Source organism: Mesorhizobium sp. M1A.F.Ca.IN.022.07.1.1 (genome assembly GCF_003997575.1).
In the GTDB taxonomy this organism is placed as follows: Bacteria; Pseudomonadota; Alphaproteobacteria; order Rhizobiales; family Rhizobiaceae; genus Mesorhizobium.
Map to the genome: position 1 here is coordinate 1 of NZ_RZST01000058.1, position 21,625 is coordinate 21,625.

The 21,625-nt window shown below is 60.6% G+C and carries 27 protein-coding genes, 1 tRNA gene and 1 pseudogene; 11 read left to right on the plus strand and 18 right to left on the minus strand.

What is annotated here, in order from left to right:
- The 4 genes from EOA75_RS34485 to EOA75_RS09495 form a co-directional block, all read left to right on the plus strand.
- Positions 1 to 364, plus strand: a 364-nt coding sequence (locus tag EOA75_RS34485) for a hypothetical protein (RefSeq protein ID WP_206516981.1), incomplete at its 5' end; no start/stop codon positions are given.
- Positions 365 to 397: 33 nt separating this feature from the next.
- The gene (locus tag EOA75_RS09485) at positions 398 to 643 is read left to right on the plus strand and encodes a DUF680 domain-containing protein (RefSeq protein ID WP_066995852.1); all 246 of its coding nucleotides are present in this window, start codon (positions 398 to 400) and stop codon (positions 641 to 643) included.
- Positions 644 to 696: 53 nt separating this feature from the next.
- Positions 697 to 903, plus strand: a complete 207-nt coding sequence (locus EOA75_RS09490; RefSeq protein WP_066995857.1) for a DUF680 domain-containing protein — start codon at positions 697 to 699, stop codon at positions 901 to 903.
- A 54-nt stretch (positions 904 to 957) separates the two neighbouring features.
- Positions 958 to 1,164, plus strand: a complete 207-nt coding sequence (locus EOA75_RS09495) for a DUF680 domain-containing protein (RefSeq protein ID WP_067330449.1) — start codon at positions 958 to 960, stop codon at positions 1,162 to 1,164.
- A 122-nt stretch (positions 1,165 to 1,286) separates the two neighbouring features.
- On the opposite strand, the gene EOA75_RS09500 is transcribed toward EOA75_RS09495, so the two are convergent.
- From EOA75_RS09500 to purM, 3 genes are read right to left on the minus strand one after another with little or no spacing between them, the layout of a single operon-like run.
- Complete coding sequence (locus tag EOA75_RS09500) at positions 1,287 to 1,805, minus strand: histidine phosphatase family protein (protein WP_067330453.1); 519 nt, start codon at positions 1,803 to 1,805, stop codon at positions 1,287 to 1,289.
- A gap of 7 nt (positions 1,806 to 1,812) precedes the next feature.
- The gene (gene purN, locus EOA75_RS09505) at positions 1,813 to 2,520 is read right to left on the minus strand and encodes a phosphoribosylglycinamide formyltransferase (protein WP_066995863.1); all 708 of its coding nucleotides are present in this window, start codon (positions 2,518 to 2,520) and stop codon (positions 1,813 to 1,815) included.
- Entirely contained in the window at positions 2,517 to 3,596 is a 1,080-nt protein-coding gene (gene purM / locus EOA75_RS09510) for a phosphoribosylformylglycinamidine cyclo-ligase (RefSeq protein ID WP_067330457.1), read from the minus strand. Before purM ends, purN begins: the two co-directional genes overlap by 4 nt.
- A gap of 304 nt (positions 3,597 to 3,900) precedes the next feature.
- Between purM and EOA75_RS09515 the strand changes: the two genes are divergently transcribed.
- Genes EOA75_RS09515 through hdaA form a run of 3 tightly spaced genes read left to right on the plus strand, consistent with a single transcriptional unit; the run spans position 3,901 to position 6,347 of the window.
- Complete coding sequence (locus EOA75_RS09515) at positions 3,901 to 4,488, plus strand: CDP-alcohol phosphatidyltransferase family protein (protein WP_067330741.1); 588 nt, start codon at positions 3,901 to 3,903, stop codon at positions 4,486 to 4,488.
- A complete protein-coding gene (locus tag EOA75_RS09520) occupies positions 4,430 to 5,641 on the plus strand; it encodes an AI-2E family transporter (protein WP_067330460.1) in 1,212 nt (403 codons plus the stop codon). The genes EOA75_RS09515 and EOA75_RS09520 overlap by 59 nt, the downstream gene beginning before the upstream one ends.
- Before the next feature lies 1 nt (position 5,642).
- A complete protein-coding gene (hdaA, locus tag EOA75_RS09525) occupies positions 5,643 to 6,347 on the plus strand; it encodes a DnaA regulatory inactivator HdaA (RefSeq protein ID WP_127324135.1) in 705 nt (234 codons plus the stop codon).
- On the opposite strand, the gene EOA75_RS09530 is transcribed toward hdaA, so the two are convergent.
- The 4 genes from EOA75_RS09530 to EOA75_RS33940 form a co-directional block, all read right to left on the minus strand.
- On the minus strand, positions 6,344 to 6,649 hold the full coding sequence (locus EOA75_RS09530; RefSeq protein ID WP_245466595.1) for a hypothetical protein: 306 nt from the start codon (positions 6,647 to 6,649) through the stop codon (positions 6,344 to 6,346). The genes hdaA and EOA75_RS09530 overlap by 4 nt on opposite strands.
- 295 nt (positions 6,650 to 6,944) lie before the next feature.
- Entirely contained in the window at positions 6,945 to 7,280 is a 336-nt protein-coding gene (locus EOA75_RS09535) for a hypothetical protein (protein WP_067330472.1), read from the minus strand.
- A 64-nt stretch (positions 7,281 to 7,344) separates the two neighbouring features.
- Positions 7,345 to 7,421 (minus strand) — tRNA-Pro (locus EOA75_RS09540).
- A gap of 365 nt (positions 7,422 to 7,786) precedes the next feature.
- On the minus strand, positions 7,787 to 7,939 hold the full coding sequence (locus tag EOA75_RS33940; RefSeq protein ID WP_164747329.1) for a hypothetical protein: 153 nt from the start codon (positions 7,937 to 7,939) through the stop codon (positions 7,787 to 7,789).
- A gap of 397 nt (positions 7,940 to 8,336) precedes the next feature.
- Between EOA75_RS33940 and EOA75_RS09545 the strand changes: the two are divergent.
- Positions 8,337 to 8,766, plus strand: a pseudogene (locus tag EOA75_RS09545) (amino acid ABC transporter permease); the annotation flags it as partial.
- On the plus strand, positions 8,763 to 9,506 hold the full coding sequence (locus EOA75_RS09550; RefSeq protein WP_127324136.1) for an amino acid ABC transporter ATP-binding protein: 744 nt from the start codon (positions 8,763 to 8,765) through the stop codon (positions 9,504 to 9,506). The pseudogene EOA75_RS09545 and the gene EOA75_RS09550, both read left to right, overlap by 4 nt.
- A gap of 120 nt (positions 9,507 to 9,626) precedes the next feature.
- Here the strand turns inward: EOA75_RS09550 and EOA75_RS09555 are convergent, their stop codons facing one another.
- The 10 genes from EOA75_RS09555 to EOA75_RS09600 form a co-directional block, all read right to left on the minus strand.
- Positions 9,627 to 10,070 (minus strand): Lrp/AsnC family transcriptional regulator, encoded by a 444-nt coding sequence (locus EOA75_RS09555; protein WP_127215640.1) that lies wholly within the window; start codon positions 10,068 to 10,070, stop codon positions 9,627 to 9,629.
- Positions 10,067 to 10,876, minus strand: a complete 810-nt coding sequence (locus tag EOA75_RS09560) for a phosphotransferase (protein ID WP_127324137.1) — start codon at positions 10,874 to 10,876, stop codon at positions 10,067 to 10,069. The genes EOA75_RS09555 and EOA75_RS09560 overlap by 4 nt, the downstream gene beginning before the upstream one ends.
- 14 nt (positions 10,877 to 10,890) lie before the next feature.
- A complete protein-coding gene (locus tag EOA75_RS09565) occupies positions 10,891 to 12,300 on the minus strand; it encodes an aspartate ammonia-lyase (RefSeq protein WP_127324142.1) in 1,410 nt (469 codons plus the stop codon).
- A gap of 22 nt (positions 12,301 to 12,322) precedes the next feature.
- Positions 12,323 to 13,552 (minus strand): aminotransferase class I/II-fold pyridoxal phosphate-dependent enzyme, encoded by a 1,230-nt coding sequence (locus tag EOA75_RS09570; RefSeq protein ID WP_127324143.1) that lies wholly within the window; start codon positions 13,550 to 13,552, stop codon positions 12,323 to 12,325.
- Between the two features lie 114 nt (positions 13,553 to 13,666).
- The gene (locus tag EOA75_RS09575; RefSeq protein ID WP_127324138.1) at positions 13,667 to 14,356 is read right to left on the minus strand and encodes an ABC transporter permease; all 690 of its coding nucleotides are present in this window, start codon (positions 14,354 to 14,356) and stop codon (positions 13,667 to 13,669) included.
- Positions 14,357 to 14,366: 10 nt separating this feature from the next.
- Positions 14,367 to 15,089: an ABC transporter permease subunit gene (locus EOA75_RS09580; RefSeq protein ID WP_067330484.1), complete on the minus strand. Its 723-nt coding sequence runs from the start codon at positions 15,087 to 15,089 to the stop codon at positions 14,367 to 14,369.
- Positions 15,090 to 15,250: 161 nt separating this feature from the next.
- A complete protein-coding gene (locus EOA75_RS09585; protein ID WP_067330488.1) occupies positions 15,251 to 16,021 on the minus strand; it encodes a transporter substrate-binding domain-containing protein in 771 nt (256 codons plus the stop codon).
- A gap of 46 nt (positions 16,022 to 16,067) precedes the next feature.
- Positions 16,068 to 16,847 carry an ABC transporter ATP-binding protein gene (locus EOA75_RS09590; protein WP_127324139.1) on the minus strand — a complete coding sequence of 260 codons (780 nt, stop codon included), beginning with the start codon at positions 16,845 to 16,847 and terminating at the stop codon, positions 16,068 to 16,070.
- Between the two features lie 135 nt (positions 16,848 to 16,982).
- Positions 16,983 to 18,392: an aldehyde dehydrogenase family protein gene (locus EOA75_RS09595; protein WP_127324144.1), complete on the minus strand. Its 1,410-nt coding sequence runs from the start codon at positions 18,390 to 18,392 to the stop codon at positions 16,983 to 16,985.
- Positions 18,392 to 19,453, minus strand: coding sequence for a homoserine dehydrogenase (locus tag EOA75_RS09600; protein WP_127324140.1), 1,062 nt, complete (start codon positions 19,451 to 19,453; stop codon positions 18,392 to 18,394). The genes EOA75_RS09595 and EOA75_RS09600 overlap by 1 nt, the downstream gene beginning before the upstream one ends.
- 225 nt (positions 19,454 to 19,678) lie before the next feature.
- Between EOA75_RS09600 and EOA75_RS09605 the strand changes: the two genes are divergently transcribed.
- Complete coding sequence (locus tag EOA75_RS09605) at positions 19,679 to 20,149, plus strand: Lrp/AsnC family transcriptional regulator (protein WP_067330495.1); 471 nt, start codon at positions 19,679 to 19,681, stop codon at positions 20,147 to 20,149.
- A 21-nt stretch (positions 20,150 to 20,170) separates the two neighbouring features.
- Here the strand turns inward: EOA75_RS09605 and EOA75_RS09610 are convergent, their stop codons facing one another.
- The gene (locus EOA75_RS09610; protein ID WP_127324141.1) at positions 20,171 to 20,749 is read right to left on the minus strand and encodes a PTS sugar transporter subunit IIA; all 579 of its coding nucleotides are present in this window, start codon (positions 20,747 to 20,749) and stop codon (positions 20,171 to 20,173) included.
- 431 nt (positions 20,750 to 21,180) lie between these two features.
- On the opposite strand from EOA75_RS09610, the gene EOA75_RS09615 reads away from it, so the two are divergent.
- The gene (locus tag EOA75_RS09615; RefSeq protein WP_127216081.1) at positions 21,181 to 21,594 is read left to right on the plus strand and encodes a DUF5602 domain-containing protein; all 414 of its coding nucleotides are present in this window, start codon (positions 21,181 to 21,183) and stop codon (positions 21,592 to 21,594) included.
- Positions 21,595 to 21,625 lie beyond the last annotated feature (31 nt).

Genomic DNA, 21,625 nt, shown 5'->3' on the forward strand with positions numbered 1-21,625 from the left:
GCAATCGATAGTCTCGATCCGCGGACAAGGCAAACGCCGGCTGAAATCGGTTCCGTCGGTCAGCCTGAAGGCCCAATTCGCTCGCGCGATGGATAAAACCGAACGGTTCGGTTCAATTTATGTTGACGGTTCGTGTAACTCAGGTGAACGCTGGCTCGTTGTCCAGACCGTGAAACCTCGTCGGCTAACACTGCAAGTAGTTGATATTCAAACAAAAGAATGTGGCAGCCGCGCTGTTCACGCGATTTCAAGGTCGAACCGAACGGTTCGATTTGCACATCTTCGTGATTGGAAATGGCAACAGGACCGACCCATCTCGGGGTGGTCCGAGCGACGCGAATTTCCATTACGGCACGCCACTTGACGGACAGAATTTTGAAAATCTGGGGTACCTAAAATGAACAAGATTGCTCTTACCGCCGCGGTCCTTCTCGTTGCCACGGGCAGCGCCTTCGCCGGCAGCGACCATTACGGTTCCGACAACGTCAACCAGCCGGCCGTCACCCAGTCGGTTGCGCCGCGGTCGGGCGACAACATCGACCGCAGCATCACCGGTTCGATCCGCAAGTTCGAGCAGCGCGATCTCAGGATCACGCCCGATCAGAACCAGCCGGAATCCGGCCAGGGCATTTGGGGCCGCTAGGCCTCCGTCCCGAACCGATCAGAACCACAACTCTCAAATCTGGAGTAACTGAAATGACCAAGATCGCTCTTACCGCCGCTGCCCTTCTCGTTGCCACTGGTGCTGCTTTCGCCGGCTCCGACAACTACGGTTCGGCTAACGCCAACCAACCGGCTGCTTCGGTCGACACCTCGTACACCGCTTCGGTCAAGAAGTCTGATGCGAATGTCCAGAAGCCCGTCACCCAGGGCAGCGACCGCGACCTGTTCGGCAACCACTAACCGGCCGCCAGCCCGACCTCTTCAAACTCACCCCTCAAATCTGGAGTAACTGAAATGACCAAGATCGCTCTTACCGCCGCTGCCCTTCTCGTTGCCACCGGTGCCGCTTTCGCCGGTTCCGACAACTACGGTTCGGCCAACGCCCACCAGCCGGCTGCTTCGGTCGATACCTCGTACACCGCTTCGGTCAAGAAGTCTGATGCGAACGTCCAGAAGCCGGTTACCCAGGGCGCCGACCGCGATCTGTTCGGCAACCACTAGACGGTCGATCGTCGATAGACCTGAAAGCGGCGGGTTTGTCCCGCCGCTCTGCTTTTATGGAGCCGGCTATCCGCAGGCCGGCTTGTGTCGTGACTATAGGCCCGGCTGCGCACAGAGGCGCTCTATTCCAAATCCTTCGGCCTGACGAAATGCGTCAGTCGCGCTCCGCCGAAGTCGAGGTTCGCCCAATCCTCCTTCACCGTGAACCGGGCCAGTGCCGCCGTCGGAAACTTCGCTTCGACTTTTTTGAACACGCCCTCATCCGATCCGGTGCCGGCGAGCCGCAGCACGAAATTCTGCAGGCCGGGATTGTGACCAATCACGATCAGGCTGGTGGCTTTCGCCTGCCGCACGCACGCCAGGATGGCGGCCGGCGCCGCCGCGTAGAGCTCCTCGGCGAATTCCGCTGGCCCATGCTTCGGCAATTCGGCGGCGACGAGTCGCCAGGTGTCGCGGGTGCGCAGCGCCGGCGAGACCAGTGCCAGATCCGGCAGCCAGCCGCGCCGCGAAAGCTCGCGCCCGATCAGCGGTGCCGTCTTCAGCCCGCGCGGGGCGAGCGGACGGTCGAAATCGGCGAGCTTGGGATCGTCCCGGCTCGACTTGGCATGGCGCAGCACAAGGAGTTGTCTGGGCGTCGCCATGGCAGTCCTACGGCGTGATGCGCGCCAGCTGTTCGAGGTCGGTTTCCTCGCGCAGCGGGTCGGGCGCCATCACCACTGAAGTGGCGTTGTCGGCGTCGTCGGCGAAATGGGCAAGCACGGTGTGGCCCTTTTCCATGCGCGCCTTGCCTTCGGCGACCAGCCCTAGCGCCAGCGGATAGAGCCGGTGCTCCACCTTCAGCACCCGCGCGGCTAAAGTGTCCTCGTTGTCGCCGACCATCACCGGCACGGCGGCCTGGGCGATGATCGGGCCGTCATCCATCTCGGGCGTGACGAAATGCACGGAGCAGCCATGGATGCGCACGCCCGCGCGGATGGCGCGCGCATGCGTGTCCAGCCCCTTGAAGGCAGGCAGAAGGGCAGGGTGGATGTTGACCATGCGCCCCTGCCATTTTTCGACCAGGCCGCGGCCGAGGATGCGCATATAGCCGGCCAGAGCCACGATCTCGGCGCCGAAGCCGGTAAGCGCGGCATCGATCGCAGCGTCATGTGCGTCCTTGCTCGGATGGTCGGCGCGCTGAATGACCTTGGTGGCGATGCCGCGCGACTGCGCGAGGCCGAGGCCCGCGGCGTTCGCACGATCGGAGATGACGCCGACGATCTCGGTCGGATAGGTCGGGTCGCTGGCTGCCGCGATCAGCGCCGTCATGTTGGAGCCGCGGCCCGAGATCAGGACGACCGTGCGTTTCCTGCTCATAGTTCGATCGAGCCCCGGTAGATGACGCCGGCGTCGCGGCGCGGCACGATGCGGCCGATCGGCGTCACCGTCTCGCCGGCTTCCTGCAGCACCGCTGCCACCTGCGCCGCCTGGCCGGAAGCAACGGCGAGGATCATGCCGATGCCGCAGTTGAAGGTGCGCATCATTTCTTGCGGCGCCACGCCGCCGGTCCTGGCGAGCCACGAGAATACAGGCGGTACGTCGATCGCTTCGAGGTCGAGCTCGGCGGAGAAATCCTTGGGCAGCACGCGCGGAATGTTTTCCGGAAAACCGCCGCCGGTGATGTGAGCCAGCGCCTTGATGCCATGCGTGTTGCGGATCGCCTTCAGGATCGACTTCACATAGATGCGCGTCGGCTCGAGCAGCGCTTCGGCGAGGCTGAGCTCATCGTTGAACGGCGCCGGATCGCTCCAGCCAAGCCCGCTGGCGTCGACGATGCGGCGCACCAGCGAAAAGCCGTTGGAGTGGAGGCCGGAGGAGGCGAGGCCAAGCAGCACGTCGCCCTCGACGATGTCGTCGGTGGGCAGCAACTGGCCGCGCTCGGCCGCGCCCACGGCAAAACCGGCAAGGTCGTAATCCTTGTCGTGATACATGCCGGGCATCTCGGCGGTCTCGCCGCCGATCAGCGCGCAGCCAGCCTGACGGCAGCCTTGCGCGATGCCGCCGACGATGGACGCGCCCTGGTCCGGATCGAGCTTGCCGGTGGCGAAATAGTCGAGGAAGAACAGCGGCTCGGCGCCCTGCACGACGATATCGTTGACGCACATGGCGACGAGGTCGATGCCGATCGTATCGTGCTTGCCGGAATCGATGGCGATCTTGAGCTTGGTGCCGACCCCGTCATTGGCCGCGACCAGCACCGGATCGGTGAAGCCGGCGGCTTTCAAATCGAACAGGCCGCCGAAGCCGCCGATCTCGCCGTCGGCGCCCGGCCGGCGCGTCGCGCGCACGAGCGGCTTGATCTTCTCGACCATGAGATTGCCGGCATCGATATCGACGCCTGCCTCGGCATAGGTGAGCCCGTTCTTGCGCTTGGCCTTGTCGCCGTTGCTCATCTTCGGCTCATCCCTGTTTCCATTGCGGGCTCATCGCATGAATGGTTTCGAGGGGCAAGGCGCGTGAGAGCCAATCTCCCCCCTTGAGGGGGAGATGTCGCCGGAGGCGACAGAGGGGGGTCGCCTCGCGTGGAGCTCCAGCGCCTTGTGCGCCAGAGATGGAGGTCGGCGATCGACGTGAGGCGACCCCCTGTGGCCTGCCGGCCATCTTCCCCCTCGAGCGGGGAGATCCGCAACTCCTCCCTTGCGTGCGCCTCTCATCTCCATCAACTATCTTCCAACAAAACCCATGATGGGACATCACGTGACCATACCCAACATGATCACGATCATGCGGCTGCTGCTGGTGCCGGCCGTGGTGCTGGCCATGCTGCAGGCGCGCTGGGACTGGGCCTTTGCCGGCTTCCTCGTCGCCGGCATCTCCGACGGCGTCGACGGTTTCATCGCTCGCCGCTACCGGTTGTTCTCGCGGCTCGGCGCTTATCTCGATCCGGTCGCCGACAAGCTCCTCCTGGTCTCGGTCTTCGTCGTCATGGGTTATGCCGGGGAACTGCCGCTCTGGCTTGTCGTGACCATGGTCTCGCGCGACGCGCTGATCGTCTGCGCGGTGCTTTTGTCCAGCGTGATGGCGCAGCCGGTCGAGATGAAGCCGCTCTTGGTCTCCAAGGTGAACACCGCCGTGCAGATCGCGCTGGCGGCGCTTGTGCTGGGCGAGCTTGCCTTTTCCATGCATCTCTATCCGCTCCGGCCGGCGCTCATATTGCTCTCCGGGGTCTTGACCGTGGCTTCGGCCGCGGCCTATCTCGTGGCCTGGCTAAGGCATATGAGTGGCTATGGCGAAGGCTCCCGGACGAGCAACACCAAGTCGGGCAATTCCAGCACGGACACCTGACGGCGAAGCCTGGACGGCCGCGGCCTCGACCGCGTTGCGCCGGCAGATCGCATTCTGGCTGATCGTTGCCGTGCTTCTGGCGCTGTTCCTCTATGTCTTCTCCGGCATCCTCTTGCCCTTCGTCGCCGGCATGGTGCTCGCTTATTTTCTCGATCCGGTGGCCGATCGGCTGCAGCGGCTCGGCCTCTCCCGGCTGATGGCGACGGTGGTGATCCTCATTGCCTTCGTCGTCGTCGTAGTGCTCGCCTTCGTTATCCTGGTGCCTGTGCTGGCCACGCAGATGGCCGATTTCGCGCGCAAGCTGCCGGAATACCTCACCCGCCTGCAGTCGCTCATCACCAGCTTCGACCCGAAGTGGCTGGAGCAGCGTTTTGGTGTCAACGCGGCCAGCCTGCGCGAAGGACTGAACTCGCTGCTCACCACCGGCTTCGGGCTGCTCACCACCGTCTTCACCTCGATCTGGAGCTCGGGCGTGGCGCTGGTTTCGGTGGTCAGCCTCTTCGTCGTCACCCCGGTCGTTGCCTTCTACATGCTGCTCGACTGGGACCGGATGGTGGCCGTGGTCGACAGCTGGGTGCCGCGAGATTATGTCGAGACGGTCAGGGCGCTTGCCCGCGACATCAACACCGCCACCGCCGGCTTCGTGCGCGGGCAGGGCACGCTCTGCCTTGTGCTGGGCGCCATGTACGCTACCGGCCTGACGCTGACGGGGCTGAACTTCGCCATCCTCATCGGCTTCTTCGCCGGGCTGATCTCCTTCATCCCCTATGTGGGCTCGCTGACCGGGCTGGTGCTTGCTGTCGGCGTCGCCTTCGTCCAGTTCTGGCCGGATTGGACGATGATCGTGGCGGTGGTCTGCGTGTTCTTCGTCGGCCAGTTCATCGAGGGCAATATCCTGCAGCCGAGGCTGGTCGGCAAAAGCGTCGGCCTGCACCCGGTTTGGCTGATGTTCGCGCTCTTTGCCTTCGGTGCGCTGTTCGGCTTCGTCGGCCTGCTGATTGCGGTGCCGGCTTCGGCGGCCATTGCCGTGCTGGTGCGCTTTGCGATTGCCCGCTACCTCGAATCGCCGCTTTACAACGGCCATGCCACAGAGCCAGCACCTCCTTTGCCGGCGGATCGCGGCGGCGGCCGCCGCTCACAGCCGCGTGGCTGAAATGACTGGCGAACGAACCGATCCACCGCGCCAGCTGCCGCTCGATCTCGGCCACGGTACCGGCTACTCGCGCGACGAGCTCGTCGTCTCCGGGGCCAATGCGCAGGCCGCAGCACTGGTCGACCGCTGGCCGGACTGGCCCGCGCCGGTGGTGGTGCTCGCCGGCCCTCCCGGGTCCGGCAAGACGCATCTCGCCCAGATCTGGCAAGGGCATGCGCACGCTGTCGCCATCGCTCCCGACAGCATCGGCGAGCACATTGGCGGGCTTGGCGCGAGCCCCGCGCTGATCGACGACATCGACAAGCTCCCGATCGACGAGCAAGGCCTGTTCCACCTGATCAACACCGTGCGCGGCGCCGGCTCCACGCTGCTTCTGACGGCGCGGCGCTTTCCCTCTGCCTGGCGCGTCGTGCTGCCGGACCTCATCTCGCGGCTGAAAGCGGCTGCGACCATCGAGATCCACGAGCCGGACGACCTGCTGCTCGCCGGCGTTATCACCAAGCTCTTCGCCGACCGCCAGGTCGAGGTGGAGCCGCATGTCGTGCAATATCTGGTGCGGCGCATCGAACGCTCGCTGGCGACTGCCATGCGGGTCGTGGAGCGCCTCGACCGCGCCGCTCTCGAGCGCAAGACGCCGATCACCCGAGCGCTCGCCGCCGAGACCGTCAGCGCCATGGACGAGGGCCAGGGCGAGTTCGATATTTAGGATGTCGAGGAAGGCTGTTCCGGGATTGTGCGCTCTCTACGCCCATAATCCGGCCAGATGCCGAGCCAGCAGATAGACCCCGTATGCGTCGCCACGCAGCATGCGGCGACAAAGACGAAGAGCACTAGGCTGGCGATCCGCGACGGGGCGACGCTGCCATTCTGCCTCTTGCTCGGCCGGTTGTTCCAGACCCACAGAGTAGCGCACAGGATTGCCCAGGCGACCGCGACCGGAACCGCGAAGCCATAATAGGCCAAATAGGCCGGGCCGATCAGCGACAGCAGCGCCTCGAGAATAGGCATCCAGAGTCCCCCTTGCCCCGTTTGCCCGGAGTCTAGAGCAACTCCGGGAAAAGTGCGTAGCGGTTTTCCGTCCGGAGTTGCGGGACGATCGTGGCTGTCCCATTTCGAGCCATTTCCCTGGCATCCATCTTGCAGTGTGGAAGAGGCCGGTTGATCCCGGTCCCGGTCACATTGCAGATCGGGTTGTAGGCTCGCCGGGCTCGAGGTTGTTGGGGACTCGCCCGGCGGGTTTACTCGGTTCCACGCCGACGGCTCCCTTCAGAGATCAAGGCCTGTTGCTCGATGCTGGACACCTTCAGCCCGTCTTGCCATGGCTGGTGAGCAAGCGCAGCACTTGCACGCTCTTCGGCAGCTCGATCAGGAATTCCGCGTCGCGGTCGAGGTGGTGGACCTGGGTCGGCCCGCCGCCGGTGAAGCGCGCCATTGCCTCGATGCTCTCCCAATAGGAGATCGTCACGAACTCGGAATGGGTCGCCGTGTCCTCGCGAAATGTCTGGACGCCGACTGCCTTTTCGATGAGCGGCTTGATGCCGGTCTCGTAATTGTAAGCTTCATAATCGTCGGCTTTTTCCGGCAAGGTCCGGCCGCGCCAGATGCGGGCGATGGTGGGGGTCCTTGGAGTGTCGGCCATGGCAACAGAACTTCTGAAGGCCGACAGGGTTCCCGAAGCGCGGGCTCTAAGATGTTCAGGAAACTGGTCGGAGTGGCGTGATTCGAACACGCGACCCCCTGATCCCAAATCAGGTGCGCTACCAGGCTGCGCTACACTCCGAACGGCATCCCCATAGGGTTCCGAACCATTTTGAGCAAGCCCCAAAATGGAAGAGCGGAACGAACAGCGTACATTGGCAGAGTCCGGCACGCAAAGTCCCACGGAAAGTCCCACAGTGTTGCCCAGTCGTTCCCCCTCCTGCTTTCGAGCCGAAGGTCAAAAATGTAATAAGTCTCGATGCCGGCTGCGGGCGATGGGCAGGCGCAGATACGCGGCGGCGTACGGATGCGCGCCCAGCAACATCGACCGCGCCCGCCGTTGAGCTTCGCGTCACCACACATCCACGTAACGAGACCAGACTCCTGTCAAATTGATCAGCAGGCCTAATGGCGTGTGCGTCAGGGCCGCTATTCGCGTCGGTATCCCTACGAAACTAAACGAACATCATAACGACGGTTGCCCCGATGATGATTCAGGACAAGCCCGCCGATCAGCATCGGCAGCAAGCTGCTGTCACGGTTGATGTTAGACTCGAACAGCCTTGAAACTGCCTTGCCGTTTTTCTTCGGCTTAACCATTCTCGTCTCCTTTCCAGAAAGAGCGCTCTTCCCATGCGGTAGTGTGACACCCGTCCAGTCGAAGCCTAGACTGCACCAAATTGTCCACACGCAGCCATCTCACGTAGTTCCAGCGTTCCTAGTGGCCCGCTGGCTCGCCCGTCGCCAATGCAGCCGGGGAACGGGGGGCTACGAGGAAGTTTCGGGCATCATCGCGGTGTGTAGCGGTCAGGGGTGCTCGGAAATGAGGCCATCGCACCGCGCCCCGCAAGGCAGCGCTGCATCCCCATACGAGACAACTCCAACCCCTCCGGGGAAATATGCAAATTGGTGGAACTCGGGAGCAGCTGAGTTTCGAGAACCGTCAACGCCTCATCTGCGGATTGTGCAAGGCGGAGCCGCTCTCGAACCTGAGATGCTGCCGCAGCTCGGCTTCGTCATCAATGCCGTGCCCGCCGGCATACTGGCGCTGTCGCTCTGCTACGGCGCCTACATGACCGAGATCTTCCGCTCCGGCATTCAGAGCATCGATCGGGGCCAATGGGAGGCCTCGCGCTCCATGGGTTCGGCTTCGCCTTGACCATGCGCCGCATCATCCTGCCGCAGGCATTGCCGGTCATCATTCCGCCGACCGGCAACCAGTTCATCTCGATGCTGAAGGATTCTTCGCTGGTCTCCGTCATCGGCGTTTGGGAGCTGATGTTCCTGGCAAGAATGCTCGGCCAGAAGACCTTCCAGCACATGGAATGCTGATCTCGGCCGCCATCATTTATTGGGTGCTGTCGATCTGCCTCGAGCTGATCCAGTCGCGGATCGAACGGCACTACGCCAGGAGCAAAGTGCGATGAGCGCGCGGGTTATCATTGAAGCCAGGGCAGTTTCCAAATGGTACGGCCAGTTCCACGCGCTGAAGGACATCAACCTGACTGTCCACAAAGGCGAGCGCATCGTCATCTGCGGGCCGTCCGGCTCGGGCAAGTCGACACTGATCCGCTGCTTCAACCGCCTCGAAGCGCATCAGGGCGGCGATATCGTCGTCAACGGCGTCGCTCTGCATGGCAAGATGAAGAACGTCGCCGCCGTCCGCTCCAATGTTGGCATGGTGTTCCAGCACTTCAATCTGTTTCCGCATATGACGGTGTTGACGAACTGCATGGCCGGGCCAATGTGGGTCAAAGGTGTTTCCGCCATGGAAGCACGCAAGACCGCTATTCAGTTCCTCGAACGGGTCCATATTCCCGAGCAGGCGAACAAGTTCCCGGTCCAGCTGTCGGGCGGCCAGCAACAGCGTGTCGCGATCTCCCGCAGCCTGTGCATGAAACCGGACGTCATGCTTTTCGACGAACCGACCTCTGCCCTCGACCCGGAAATGGTCTCGGAGGTGCTGGAGACCATGACTGGATTGGCCCGCGACGGCATGACCATGGTGTGTGTAACGCATGAGATGGGTTTTGCCCGTGCAGTGGCCGACCGCGTCATTTTCATGGACGCTGGGCAGATCGTCGAAGAGGGCACGCCCGACGAGTTTTTCAGTCACCCGCGCCACGAGCGAACGAAATTGTTCCTCAGCCAGATCTTGAAGCACTAGCCTTCCGGGAGAAGGTGGCTTTTCGACTTTCTTGCAGAAAGCGGACAGCCCGCTCTCGGCCCCCAAGTCGGACATCCCTCCCATCGGTCGCACGGCCTAAGGAGGGGAATCCATAAAGGTTCAACGCCGGATCATCGACGATAGCGCGAACGCTGTGAGGGTGTCTCGCACACCGGGCAATGCGGAAATCTCCTGCCAGATCTGCCGTGTGCGATCGGCCTCCGTCGCCTCTACACGGACGACCAGGTCGAATTCGCCGCTCATCACGTCGCAGGCGACGACCTCTGGGATCCGTCGCAGTGCTTGAATGACGTCGGCCCCCCGCATCCGGTCATTGCGATAAACAAACATCAGTGCCGCAATCGTTGAAGTCGCGATGCGTCCTTCGCCTGCAACGATCGTATATCCCCGAATTAGGCCATCCCGCTCCAGGCGTTCAATCCGCTGGCGGACGGCGTTGCGAGAAAGATTGACCCTCGCGGCCAGGTCCGCATGCGAAATACGCGCGTTCCTGGTCAGTTCCATAAGAATACGCTCGTCTGCCCGGTCAAGAAGCCTTTTCATGCGGCACCAATAGGAGTTTCTCTAGCTGCAAACAGGCTTTGCGCTGATAGGAACGCGTTCTCGGCACGAACCCGTAGATCAATACTACCTTCCGAAACAGCTATACAAGTCGCAGCCGCAGCGAGAGCAAAGGCCGCCAGTGCTTGGCGCTCGTTGTCTTGCAACTGGCGGACGCGGCAATATCCCTTGAGAATTGCCTCCGCGCGCTCCCCATCCAGCGCCCCGTTGCTCAGCATCGTCCATCGAACCAACACGTCTGCCAGTTCTGCGATCAGGACATCGTCATGGCGAAGCCTGAAATTGATGATGCCACTGACGCAATCGCCGAGAAAAAACACATTGTCCGGAAACAGCGCCCCATGGATTGGTCCCCTTGGCAGTCCCTCCCTCTTTTCGGGAGAGGCAGGCATCAGCGTTCGATGGATCTGCGCGAGGCGCCGCCCGAGATCGAAACACTGGGCCGGGCTTGCGCAAGCCGATTGCGTGCCCTGGACAAAGCCGACCACCGCCACGAGCTTCCCGGACAGACGGATCGTCGCCCCGCCCGTTTCGGTGCGGAACGTTTTAGGGCAGGGAACACACGCGGCCGACAACAACTCCATGGTCCGAAACGCGCGTTCAAGATCGAACGGCTCAGCGCCGTTTTCAAACAGAGTGACGATGTACTCGCCCCGCTGTGACCGGAAGAGATAGGTCGTCTCGGTATCTCCGTCGGCGATGCCAATCACCGAGGTCAGCGGGGCTATGCCGTAGGCGACCGAAATCGCTTCGCGGTCATCGTCGGAAAGCTGGGTAAATACGGCCATGGTCGATTCGGGAGTTAAATGCGTTTCAGCACAACAGAGGAGGACTGCGCGACGCCGAAAATCTGATCCAGTTGTGCACGGCTGAACGAGCCATCGGCCTCAGCAGCCTGGCGAAGGCTCGTGCCGGAAGCGAGCGCCGCCTTGGCCAAGATCGCAGCCTTGCTATATCCGACAACTGGATTGAGCGATGCGGCCAGAATGAGCGACTGATCATAGAGAAAGCGGCAGCGATCGGCATCCGCCTCGATGCCGTCGACGCAACGTTCGCGCAGGATATCCATGCCGCGCGCCAGAAGTCGCATCGATTGCAGGATGTTGAGAACGATCACGGGCTCCATCGCGTTTAACTGCAATTGTCCAGCGCTCGCCGCCAGTGTCACCGTCAGATCGTTGCCAATGATTTGAAAGCCAATCTGGTTCATCATCTCGGGAATGACTGGGTTGACCTTCCCCGGCATGATCGACGAGCCGGCCTGTCGCGGAGGCAATCTGATTTCACCAAGGCCAGCCCGAGGGCCACTGGAGAGCAGCCTCAAATCGTTACATATCTTGGAAAGCTTGACAGCGATCCGCTTCAGCGTGCCCGAAAACGACACAAAGGCTCCGGTGTCGGACGTTGCTTCCACGAAGTTGCGTGCCGGAACCATTTCAAGCCGAGAAATTTCCGAAAGATGACGGCAGGCGCTGACTGAGAATCCCTCGGGCGCATTTAAGCCGGTGCCGATGGCGGTGCCTCCGAGGTTCATTTCCCGCATCAGTTCCATGGCTTTTCGAAGCTGGATTATGTCTTCGTCAATGGTCTCGGCAAAAGCGTCGAACTCCTGACCAAGGAACATTGGGACCGCGTCCTGCAACTGGGTGCGTCCGACCTTGGCGATATTAGCGAATTCCTCACCCTTTCTGCCAAAGGTATCTCGCAGTCTTTGCTGCGCTTCGAGCACGGCGGCGCAGCCGCGCATCACCGTTACCCGGATGGCCGTCGGATAGACATCGTTAGTCGACTGGGACAGGTTGACATGGTCATTGGGGTGAACCGCGGCGTAGTCGCCCGGCACCTTGCCTATCTCCAGAAGCGCCAGGTTCGCGACCACCTCATTGACGTTCATGTTGGTCGAGGTCCCGGCGCCTCCCTGCATCATGTCGATCGGGAAATGGTCGGTGAGGTCCTCGCAGGTGATCAGTCGATCGCAGGCTCGATCGATTGCATCGGCAACATCGGGAGCCAGTAGTTGCAGCTCCTTGTTGGTTCGTGCAGCCGCCTTTTTGACCATGGCAAGCGATTGAACGAATTCCGGGAAGTCCCGCAGGCGGATTCCGGATACGTCGAAATTCTCCGCTGCCCTCAGCGTGTGGATGCCGAACAGCGCGTCGGCGGGCAGATCCCGCTCGCCGAGCATATCGGTTTCGGTCCTCTCAACGGTCATCATATCCCCTCGCGCAAGAGCCTTAGGCACGCAGCGCCTGGTCAAGATCCTCGATCAGGTCGTCCACCGACTCCAGGCCAATGGAAAGGCGAAAGACGCCGTCTCCCGCGAAGGCGCGGTAGTCGTCGAGCTGAGCGCCCCGCAGACCGTAAGTCGATTTCATCATTTCGTTCGTATCGAGAAGGACAACGATGCTGCGCTGGTGACCAAGCGAAAAGGCGTAGTGCGCTACGCGGAGCCTGTCAGCGAGTTGGGCTGCCATCGCCTGCGGGTCGTCGGTCTGGAAGGTCAGAACTCCCCCGAATACATCCATCTGACGTGTTGCCAAGGCATGCTGCGGATGGCTTTCCAGGCCGGGGTAGGTGACAGACCTGATTTTTGGATGCTTGGCGAGAAAACGGGCGATCTGCATCGCAGAAGCGGACATGGTCCGGAGCCTGGGAAAGAGCGTGTCGATCCCGCGCATGATGAGCCAGGCATTCTGGGCAGACAAAGAAGCGCCGAGATAAACTCCAGTACGAGAGCGGATTTTTTCCACCAGATCCTTGCGCCCGCACACGGCGCCACCCAAGGCGTCGCCGTGCCCGTTGATGAACTTGGTCAGGGAGTGAATGACGAGATCGATGCCGAGTACGGCCGGGCGGGTCGCGACCGGCGTGGCAAGCGTGGAATCGACGGAAACCAGCGCGCCGCGTTCGTGTGCCAGCTTCGCGACTTCGGCCAGATCGGTCAGGCGCAGGATTGGATTGCAGGGGCTTTCGCAGTGGACGAGCCGCGTGTTGGGTCGGAAGGCTGCGACAACGTCGCCAATGACCGACATGTTCACGGCGCTCACCTCGATCCCGTACTCGGGCAATATCCGGTGTGCCAGTTCGTAGGCGCCGGCATAGCAGACGTCGCTGATGATCAGATGGTCCCCCCCTTTGAGAAAGGTCAGGAAGGTGGCTGCGATCGCGGCCACGCCGGTTGCTGTTGCGAGCGCATCCTCCGCACCTTCGAGTGCGGCCATGCGCTGCTCGAGTTGCCGCACGGTCGGATTGGTCCAGCGGGCATACAGAAACGGCAGAGCAGTCAGGTCTGATACCCCGTCCGCGGAAAAGGCGCCGTCACCAGGAACCAACATGTTGTTGACCGACATTGAGATGTTGGGCGCGATAGCCTTCGTGATCGGATCGATGATCAGTCCGCCGTCGAGCGCCAGGGTTTCCCGACGTAGGACGACACCGCCGCTTACGGGCGGCAACTGCGTCATGCGTGCATTCGAGCCCCAACTGTCAGTTGCGAAGGGAGTAGAGATGTTCGAGGACATGGAAGACCTTCCTGCAGAATTCCTGGAATTTCATCGTCTTGGGGCCGAGCTGATAATTCAGCTGCGAACCGGGATTTGCGCCTCGACGAGCCTGAAGGTGCGGGTGATCAGAAGCGTCAGCAAGATGTAGAACACCGTGACGATCATCAGCGGTTCATAAACGAGCAGGGTGTCCTGCCTCACCTTGTACGCGACGGCGTAGAGATCCATCACTGTCACGGTGAAGGCGAGGGGTGTCGCTTTCACTTGCAGAACCACCTCGCCAGCTATCGTCGGCAGTGCGATACGTATGGCGCGAGGCAGCCAGATCCGTCTCAACAGCGTCCAGGAAGTCATACCGAACGAGCGACCTGCCTCGAGCTCGCCTTTCGGGACGGCGAGAAGCGCACCCCGCAGGACTTCGGCCTCATAGGCGGCGTAGTTGAGCGTGAAACTGAGCGCTGCGAAGAAGAAGCCCTCCCGCACTATCGGCCAGAGGAAGCTCGCGCGCAGCCCTGGTATCATCGGCAGCAGCGAACCGATGCCGTAATAGAGCAACCACAATTGGATCAAAAGTGGCGTGCCGCGAAGGCAGGTGCAGTAGCAACGGGCAAGCCATTTCAGCCATCGCGGACCGCTGACCTGCGCGAGCGCAAGACCGATCGCCAGAATGAAGCCGACCCCGACGGAAATGACGAGAAGGAGGACCGTCTGAACCGCGCCTGCGGCAATGAGCGGCCAATAGGACGATACCCATGAGAAATTCATCGCGAGCGTCCTAAGCGGTTTTCGGCTGCCCGCGTCGATAGCGGCTCTCGAGGAGGCCGAAGACGACGTTGGAGACAAGCGTGATGACGAGATAGACGGCAGCGGCGACCAGGAAGAACAGAAAATAGTGCTTCGTGTTGCCGGCCGCGATCCGCGTGGCGAGCGCCAACTCCTGATAGCCGACGACCGCGATCAACGCACTGTCCTTCGTCACCGACATCCAGAGGTTGGCAAGCCCAGGCAGGGCATTCGGGATCAATGCCGGCAGAGCGATACGGCGAAACCTCAACCATGGGCGCATGCCGAAGGAACTGGCGGCCTCGATCTGTCCAACAGGAATCGCCAGGATTGCGCCACGAAACACTTCGGTCATGTAGGCGCCCTGGACGATTCCGAGCACTGCGATTGCCGCGACAAACCCGTTGATCTCGACATTGGGAAGCCCGAAGCTCGAGAGAATTCGGTTCAGACCGTCAGTGCCGGCATAGTACAGACCGATAATCAGGATCAGTTCGGGAATGGCCCGAACCGCAGTCGTATAGACGTCGAGAAGAAGCAGGACCGGCGGGTTGCCCTTGAGTTTGCCAAGAGCCCCGCCAAGACCAATCAGCATCCCGAGAAGGTAAGCACCCAACGATATCGAAATGGTGGAAAGCGCGCCTTTGAGAAGCACGCCGCCCCATCCAGGCGGATAGGGGGAAAGCATTTCCAGGATCGACTGGGAGGTCGACATCTGAGTTCAACCTTGATTTTTGGGCGGGAACGAGAGCCGCGAAGCGCGATGCTTCGCAGCCGGCGAACAACGCCGGCGGTGCACCGGCCAATGACCCGAGACAGAACCGGCGGACAAGCGGGCTACGGCAGATGCGCTTACGTCGTCTGCCGTAGCCACACTCATTCACCGTACGGGTCGAAATCGAAGTACTTCTTCGAGATTTCCGCATACTTTCCGTTTGCTCTGACAGCCGTAATTGCTGCATTGAGCTTCTCGCGCAGTGCCTGATCGCCTTTTCTCAGTCCACCGCCGATGCCCGATCCAAGGATGGCCGGATCGTCTTTCACATTTCCCATGTCCTTGCAGCATTCCTTGCCGAAGTCGGATTTGAGGAATTCCGATAGCGGTATGGAATCGCCGAAGACGTAGTCGATCCGGCCGGCGGCAAGATCCTGGAACGCCTCATCGAGCGTCGTGTAGGTTTTTTCCGATGCCTTGTCGGCGAAATATTTCTTGTAGTATTCGGACTGGATGGTCGACACCTGGATACCGATCGTCTTCCCCGAAACATCATCCGGCGAAGCTCCGGTCGTGCCATCCTTGGCGCCAATCAGTTTGCTCGGCGTGTTGTAGTATTTGTCGGTGAAGTCGATCGTCTGCTTGCGCTCGTCGGTGATCGACATCGACGACCAGATGACATCGAATTTTTTCGCCTGAAGCCCTGGAATGAGCCCGTCCCAGGACATGTCGACGACAGAGCAGGTTTCCTTCATCTCGGCGCAGACAGCATCCATCAGCTCGATTTCCCAGCCGACCCACTTGCCGGAGGGGTCTTTGGTGAAGAAGGGCGGATAGGCTTCGTTCATGATGCCAAAGCGAACTTCGGCACTCGCCGTGGCGATTGAAAGCGCGAGCGCGGTCCCTGTCAGCAGGATGGACAGCAATTTCATTCAATTCCCCTTTCTTGAGTTTTCGTCAGGTTGGAAACAGGGAGGGTCAGCCGCTCAACGCGCCGGTAAATTCTCGGCAACGGGCAGTTATCGGCGCACCGAAGACTTGATCCGGCGACCCTTCTTCTTCGACACGCCCCTGATGCAGGAACATCACGTGACTGGAGACGTCGCGAGCGAATTTCATCTCATGCGTCACTATGAGCATCGTTCGGCCCTCGTCCGCGAGATCCCGGATAACCTTCAGGACCTCGCCGACAAGTTCAGGATCCAGTGCGGAAGTGGGCTCGTCGAACAGCATCACGGCCGGGTCGACACAAAGGGCACGCGCGATGGACGCACGCTGCTGTTGGCCGCCCGACAGGAAGGCCGGATAGGCGTGCCGTTTCTCATAAAGTCCGACCTTCGCAAGCAAACTGTCGGCCCGATCAATCGCCTCGCTGCGGCTCACCCCCAGCACATGAACCGGGGCCTCGATGGCATTCTGGAGCACCGTCAGGTGGGGCCAGAGATTGAAACTCTGGAACACCATGGCCAGGCCGGTCCGCATACGCTCGATCTGCCGCCAGTTGGCCGGATACCCCGGTCCGCCTTGGCCGGACTTCATGAGAACCTCTTCGCCATTGATGACAAAGCGGCCGCGATCCGGAATCTCGAGAAAGTTGATGCACCGCAGAAAGGTGCTTTTGCCTGACCCCGAAGACCCGATGAGCGAAATGACATCGCCCTTCTCAGCCGACAGCGATATCCCTCTGAGGACTTCATGGTTGGCATAGCTCTTGTGGACATTGTCCACGAGCAAGGCAGGAGGGGCCTTTTTCGTCATGCCTGTAGTTCCCTGCGGAATTCTGATTGGGTTTTGCCGGATAGTAGCCGGCCCGGTATGCGGCCTTCCCGCGTATTTGTTATCAGATACGCGGAAGATGAGCGCTCAACCTAGCTCTTATGCGGAAAAGCCAGCCTAGGCTCGATTGATGCAGATGACTTTTGGCTGTGTCATCTCTTCGTAGGCAAAGCGAACGCCTTCACGCCCCATGGCGCCATACTTGAAACCGCCGAACGGCATGGCATCAAATCGATAGTCGGAAGAGTCGTTGATCATCACTCCTCCTGCCTCGATCTGCCCAGCGGCATCCAATGCGTCGCCGATGTTGTTGGTGAAGATGCCTGCGTGCAGGCTGTATTCGGGATCGTTCGCCATCACGATTGCATCGGCGAGTGTATCGAAGCATTGCAGGAGGACGACGGGCGCGAAGACTTCCTCCACCCACAATCGACATGTCTTCGGCACACCTTCCAATACGGTTGGCTGATAGACTGTTCCTGCTCGACAGTGCCCGCACAGGAGCTTTGCTCCCTCCGTAATGGCGACGTCGACCATCGTCTCCGCGCGTTTGGCCGCCTGTTCCGAAATCATCGGGCCGACGTCGGTATCCTCGCGCTCTGGATTGCCGGCAAGCAGGTTGCGCGTACCAGCCACGAACGCTTCACGGAACCGCTCATAGACCGGCGCCTGGATGATAATCCGCTGGGTGCCGATGCAATTCTGGCCGGCAGCCCAGTACGCGCCCGACACGCACGCATTGACCGCCTTGGCGAAGTCACAATCCGCCAGGACTACGACAGGTGCATTGCCGCCGAGATCCATCGCGAGCTTCTTCAGCCCTGCTGTCCTGGCAATTGCTTCTCCGGTCGCAAAACCTCCGGTGAACGACACCATTCGGACATCGCGCGCCGAGACGATCGCGCTGCCGAGGTCGGCGCCGCCGACAGCGACCGTGACGATCTCCTGAGGCAACCCGGCTTCGACCAGCGTTTCGACAAGGCGGATCGCCGAAAGCGGGGTCAGTTCGGACGGCTTCAGCAAGACGGCGTTGCCGCCAGCGATTGCCGGCCCGAGCTTATGGGCGACGAGATTGAGCGGGTCGTTGTAAGGAGTAATCGCTGCGATGATCCCTAGCGGCTCCCGCGTGAACCAGCCTTGACGCGCCTCGGAACCGGCGTAAGCGTCGAACGGAATGACCTCACCGGCGTTGCGTTTTGCTTCTTCCGCGGAGAGCTTCAGCGTGTTGACGCACCGAGAGGCTTCCTTGCGGGCCTGGACGATGGTTTTGCCGGCTTCCCGTACAATCAAGCGGGCAAAATCCTCGTTCTGGCGCTCGACGGCGCGGGCGGCCTTTTCCAATATAGTCGCTCGCTGGTGTCTCGGCAGCGCTCGCGACAAGACAGCTCCGGTTTTGGCGCGATTTATGAGCGCCGCAATCTGGTTGGCAGCAGTGCTTTCGACGCTGCCGATCACCGTTCCATCATAGGGATTTCTGACGGCTATCTGCTCGAACACATCGGCGACACGCAATTTTGCAGCGGTCATCACGCGGCCTCCTTCTTGTCGGCGGAAGGGCGGCACTGATGGATGGTGATGATGTCCGAGAGGAGCGCATAGGCCGTCTCGACCCTGCCTGCGCCGGGTCCGGTCACCGTCACCGCGCCGAGAAGGTCTGTCTTGAGCGAGATGGCGTTGATCGCCCCGCCAACGGCGGCGAGCGCATGATCGAGCGCAAGGCGCTGCGGTCCCACACGGGCTGCGATACCACCGTCCTGGCGAACCGAGGCCGAGCCGATCAGCTTCCAGCGATAGCCTTCTCGCGTCGCCGCGTCGATATCGGCCACGGTCAGGCCCGAAATACCCTTGCAGTCCACGTCCTGCGGCGTCAGCTTTCCACCGAGTAGTTCATTTGCGAGGATGACGACTTTCAACCGGACATCGTGACCTTCAACATCGGCAGTAGGGTCGGCTTCCGCATAACCGAGGTCCTTTGCTTCTTTTACCGCCTCCGCGAAGGAAAGCCCGCCCTCCATGCGGCCAAGAACAAAGTTCGAGGTGCCGTTCAGAATCCCTTCGAAACCATGAAGCCCGGCGCCCGCGAGCGTCCTTTGGGCCATACGAATGACCGGGGTGCCGCTCATGACAGCCCCCTCATGTTCAAACATCACGCCGTGCCGCGCCCCGAGTGCCTTCAGCTCCGTGGCCGCCAGGGCAACCGGGCCCTTGTTGGTTGTGACGACGTGCTTGCCGCTTTCGAGTGCCCAACGGCAATGGGATACGGCCGGCTCGCCATCGACCGGATTGGTGAAGGTCGCCTCGGCGACAATGTCAGCCGGAGCCTGCTTGATGACCTTTTCGTTGTCGGCTTCGGCACTGCCGCCGGACAGTTGTGCGAACCCGCCCCTCGCGAATCTGGTTTCCACCAGCATGCGCGCGTCGATGCCGTTGGGAGAAATGACTGAGCCGAGATGGAGATCGGTAACAGCGACGATGTTTAAACGGAAGCCGAGTTCGGCATTCCAACGATCATTGCTTCCTGCGATCAGCTCGGCCAAGGCGCGGTTGACACCGCCGAAACCGATAAGCGCGATATTGTACTGTGTCATGCCAATTCCTCTCGTGAGCGATGGATGATGATGAACGAGCCGAGAGGCAGGTCGAAGCTCGCAGAATGGCCAAAGAACTGGTCAGCCTGCACGCTGAGCCGGCAAAATGCCCGGAACGCGCAAAACTCATCAATTGTCGCGGGAGAAGCGAGCATCGGCCAAATTTTGACGATTGACCGCGATTGGGAACTATAGTCAGCGGAAAGTCTCAGGCGCGAGGAGAAAATGGCGGAGTTACTGGATCAGTTCGACCGAACCATCCTTGAGATCATGCAGCGGGATTGTCAGATGAAGGCGGAAGCCATTGGAGAGATGGTTGGCCTTTCAGCGTCCGCTGTTCAGCGTCGCATTAAGCGGATGCGGGAGGAACGGATCATCTCCGCGGAAATCGCCCTTGTGGACCGCAAGGTTGCTGGAAGTCCGATGACGTTCATTGTCGGAATGGAGATCGAGCGCGAAAACTACGATGCTCTATCGAAATTCCGGGCTTGGGTCGAGAAACAGGATCACATCCAACAGGTCTACTATGTGACTGGATCAGTGGATCTCGTTGCAATCATCACGGCACAGGATGTGGAGCAGTACGACGAGATCACCGCGCAGATCATGTCCCAAAATCCACAGATCAAGCGAATGCACACCAATGTTGTCCTCAAGGACATAAAAACAGGAATGTTTGTCCCAGTATCGCCATAGCAAATGCGACCGTGGTGATGTTTACAGTCTCGGCAATGCTTGCCGGCGTGGCGGTGATCGTGACCGCGCCGGTAGGCTTCGTTGGTACGCGAAAGCTGTCGGTCCGCTGTCCGAGCATCTGATCCGGGAAATATGCAAATTGGTGGAACTCGGGAGCAGCTGAGTTTCGAGAACCGTCAACGCCTCATCTGCGGATTGTGCAAGGCGGAGCCGCTCCCGAACCTGAGATGCCCGAAGCAGCCGGCATATTCGCGAAAGGGCAGGGAGGAAGGCGGAAGAGGCTGAGCGCGGCCAAAGGATAGTGTAAATGAGATCGACTGGGTCGTCGTCGGGACCGTCGAAATCCACAGGCGGGGCCAAGCGTGTCAAAGACGCGACAGGCGAGCAGATGTTCTCCAGCAGAGCGTGCGGGATCGCCACGCCACGACCGATGCCAGTCGAGGCGAGGCGCTCGCGGTCGAAAAGACCGCGGAGAACCACCTTCTCGTCAAGTCCACTCCTTCGAGCGATCCTGATCGCGATTTTCGACAAGGCTGATTGCTTTCCTTTTGTCACAAGATCAAGCGAGATGTCTTCTTCCGACAAGATGGGGGAGATCATCAGGGTCAAACCTCCGCGTCGATCCAAACGCAAGCGACAAATGAGTGTTCAGCCGCGCTGCTTAGGCAGAAGCCGAAATCACTTTCGAATGAAGTTGAGATCCTGGCCGTCCCGGACGCGAAGCCAGGACATTCTCGCGTCCGGGTTAATGGCCCGTTTTGAGGCGTTTCGGCATTCGCCGGAAATCGAGGTTAAAAATATGCATAGCAGTTTGAAGGTAGTGAAAGATTTTTCGAAATCAAGCAAACCGTACGCGATCTGACGAGCAAAAATAGTGCACTGAGACAACAGTTAATTTCGTTTGACGACCGGAACAGTCTCCTGCTTGCTGGTTTGGACGCGATATGCCCGTCTCACCAATGAATATCGGTTGTCCACCTTCCTATAGATCAACGGTGGTCGCATTTTTAGTTCAACAAGGAGATACCGTGATGAAAAAACTCATCCTCGCAGTTGCCTTCACAGCGGGCAGTTCGCTTTGCGCCATGGCGGCGGATGAGGTCACCAAAGCCCCACCAGCGGCTCCTTACGAACAGGTCAGCAAGCTCGTGAAGCTGCCCGACTTCCTGCCGGGCATGGGCCAACTTTTCGTCGATCCGACGACATTGCCTGCCGGCCCGTTCCTTGCCTATGACCATGACGGCAAGCTTGTCAGCACCATCTATATGCTGCCGATCAAGGATCTCAATCCGGACAAGCGTTTGGACGACCTCAAGGCGCCAGGCGGCAATGTCGACCATGTCGACATCTACTACAATGCCGGGCATCCCGGCGTTCCGGAACCGCACGTCCACGTCGTGTTGTGGCACGTCTCTACCGCCGACGAAGCACGTGTCGCCAAATGAGCTTCACACGTCGTCAGGTACTGGGCGGGGG

Excerpts from the sequence above, each read along its gene's own strand:
- EOA75_RS09600 (WP_127324140.1), bottom strand. The coding sequence starts at position 19,453 with ATGACACAGTACAATATCGCGCTTATCGGTTTCGGCGGTGTCAACCGC.
- EOA75_RS09485 (WP_066995852.1), top strand. The coding sequence starts at position 398 with ATGAACAAGATTGCTCTTACCGCCGCGGTCCTTCTCGTTGCCACGGGC.
- EOA75_RS09595 (WP_127324144.1), bottom strand. The coding sequence starts at position 18,392 with ATGACCGCTGCAAAATTGCGTGTCGCCGATGTGTTCGAGCAGATAGCC.
- purM (WP_067330457.1), bottom strand. The coding sequence starts at position 3,596 with ATGAGCAACGGCGACAAGGCCAAGCGCAAGAACGGGCTCACCTATGCC.
- EOA75_RS09570 (WP_127324143.1), bottom strand. The coding sequence starts at position 13,552 with ATGACGCAGTTGCCGCCCGTAAGCGGCGGTGTCGTCCTACGTCGGGAA.
- hdaA (WP_127324135.1), top strand. The coding sequence starts at position 5,643 with ATGACTGGCGAACGAACCGATCCACCGCGCCAGCTGCCGCTCGATCTC.
- EOA75_RS09575 (WP_127324138.1), bottom strand. The coding sequence starts at position 14,356 with ATGAATTTCTCATGGGTATCGTCCTATTGGCCGCTCATTGCCGCAGGC.
- EOA75_RS09605 (WP_067330495.1), top strand. The coding sequence starts at position 19,679 with ATGGCGGAGTTACTGGATCAGTTCGACCGAACCATCCTTGAGATCATG.
- EOA75_RS33940 (WP_164747329.1), bottom strand. The coding sequence starts at position 7,939 with ATGGTTAAGCCGAAGAAAAACGGCAAGGCAGTTTCAAGGCTGTTCGAG.
- EOA75_RS09495 (WP_067330449.1), top strand. The coding sequence starts at position 958 with ATGACCAAGATCGCTCTTACCGCCGCTGCCCTTCTCGTTGCCACCGGT.
- purN (WP_066995863.1), bottom strand. The coding sequence starts at position 2,520 with ATGAGCAGGAAACGCACGGTCGTCCTGATCTCGGGCCGCGGCTCCAAC.
- EOA75_RS09520 (WP_067330460.1), top strand. The coding sequence starts at position 4,430 with ATGGCGAAGGCTCCCGGACGAGCAACACCAAGTCGGGCAATTCCAGCA.
- EOA75_RS09565 (WP_127324142.1), bottom strand. The coding sequence starts at position 12,300 with ATGACCGTTGAGAGGACCGAAACCGATATGCTCGGCGAGCGGGATCTG.
- EOA75_RS09615 (WP_127216081.1), top strand. The coding sequence starts at position 21,181 with ATGAAAAAACTCATCCTCGCAGTTGCCTTCACAGCGGGCAGTTCGCTT.
- EOA75_RS09580 (WP_067330484.1), bottom strand. The coding sequence starts at position 15,089 with ATGTCGACCTCCCAGTCGATCCTGGAAATGCTTTCCCCCTATCCGCCT.
- EOA75_RS09490 (WP_066995857.1), top strand. The coding sequence starts at position 697 with ATGACCAAGATCGCTCTTACCGCCGCTGCCCTTCTCGTTGCCACTGGT.
- EOA75_RS09555 (WP_127215640.1), bottom strand. The coding sequence starts at position 10,070 with ATGAAAAGGCTTCTTGACCGGGCAGACGAGCGTATTCTTATGGAACTG.
- EOA75_RS09585 (WP_067330488.1), bottom strand. The coding sequence starts at position 16,021 with ATGAAATTGCTGTCCATCCTGCTGACAGGGACCGCGCTCGCGCTTTCA.
- EOA75_RS09560 (WP_127324137.1), bottom strand. The coding sequence starts at position 10,876 with ATGGCCGTATTTACCCAGCTTTCCGACGATGACCGCGAAGCGATTTCG.
- EOA75_RS09610 (WP_127324141.1), bottom strand. The coding sequence starts at position 20,749 with ATGATCTCCCCCATCTTGTCGGAAGAAGACATCTCGCTTGATCTTGTG.
- EOA75_RS09530 (WP_245466595.1), bottom strand. The coding sequence starts at position 6,649 with ATGCCTATTCTCGAGGCGCTGCTGTCGCTGATCGGCCCGGCCTATTTG.
- EOA75_RS09590 (WP_127324139.1), bottom strand. The coding sequence starts at position 16,847 with ATGACGAAAAAGGCCCCTCCTGCCTTGCTCGTGGACAATGTCCACAAG.
- EOA75_RS09500 (WP_067330453.1), bottom strand. The coding sequence starts at position 1,805 with ATGGCGACGCCCAGACAACTCCTTGTGCTGCGCCATGCCAAGTCGAGC.
- EOA75_RS09535 (WP_067330472.1), bottom strand. The coding sequence starts at position 7,280 with ATGGCCGACACTCCAAGGACCCCCACCATCGCCCGCATCTGGCGCGGC.
- EOA75_RS09550 (WP_127324136.1), top strand. The coding sequence starts at position 8,763 with ATGAGCGCGCGGGTTATCATTGAAGCCAGGGCAGTTTCCAAATGGTAC.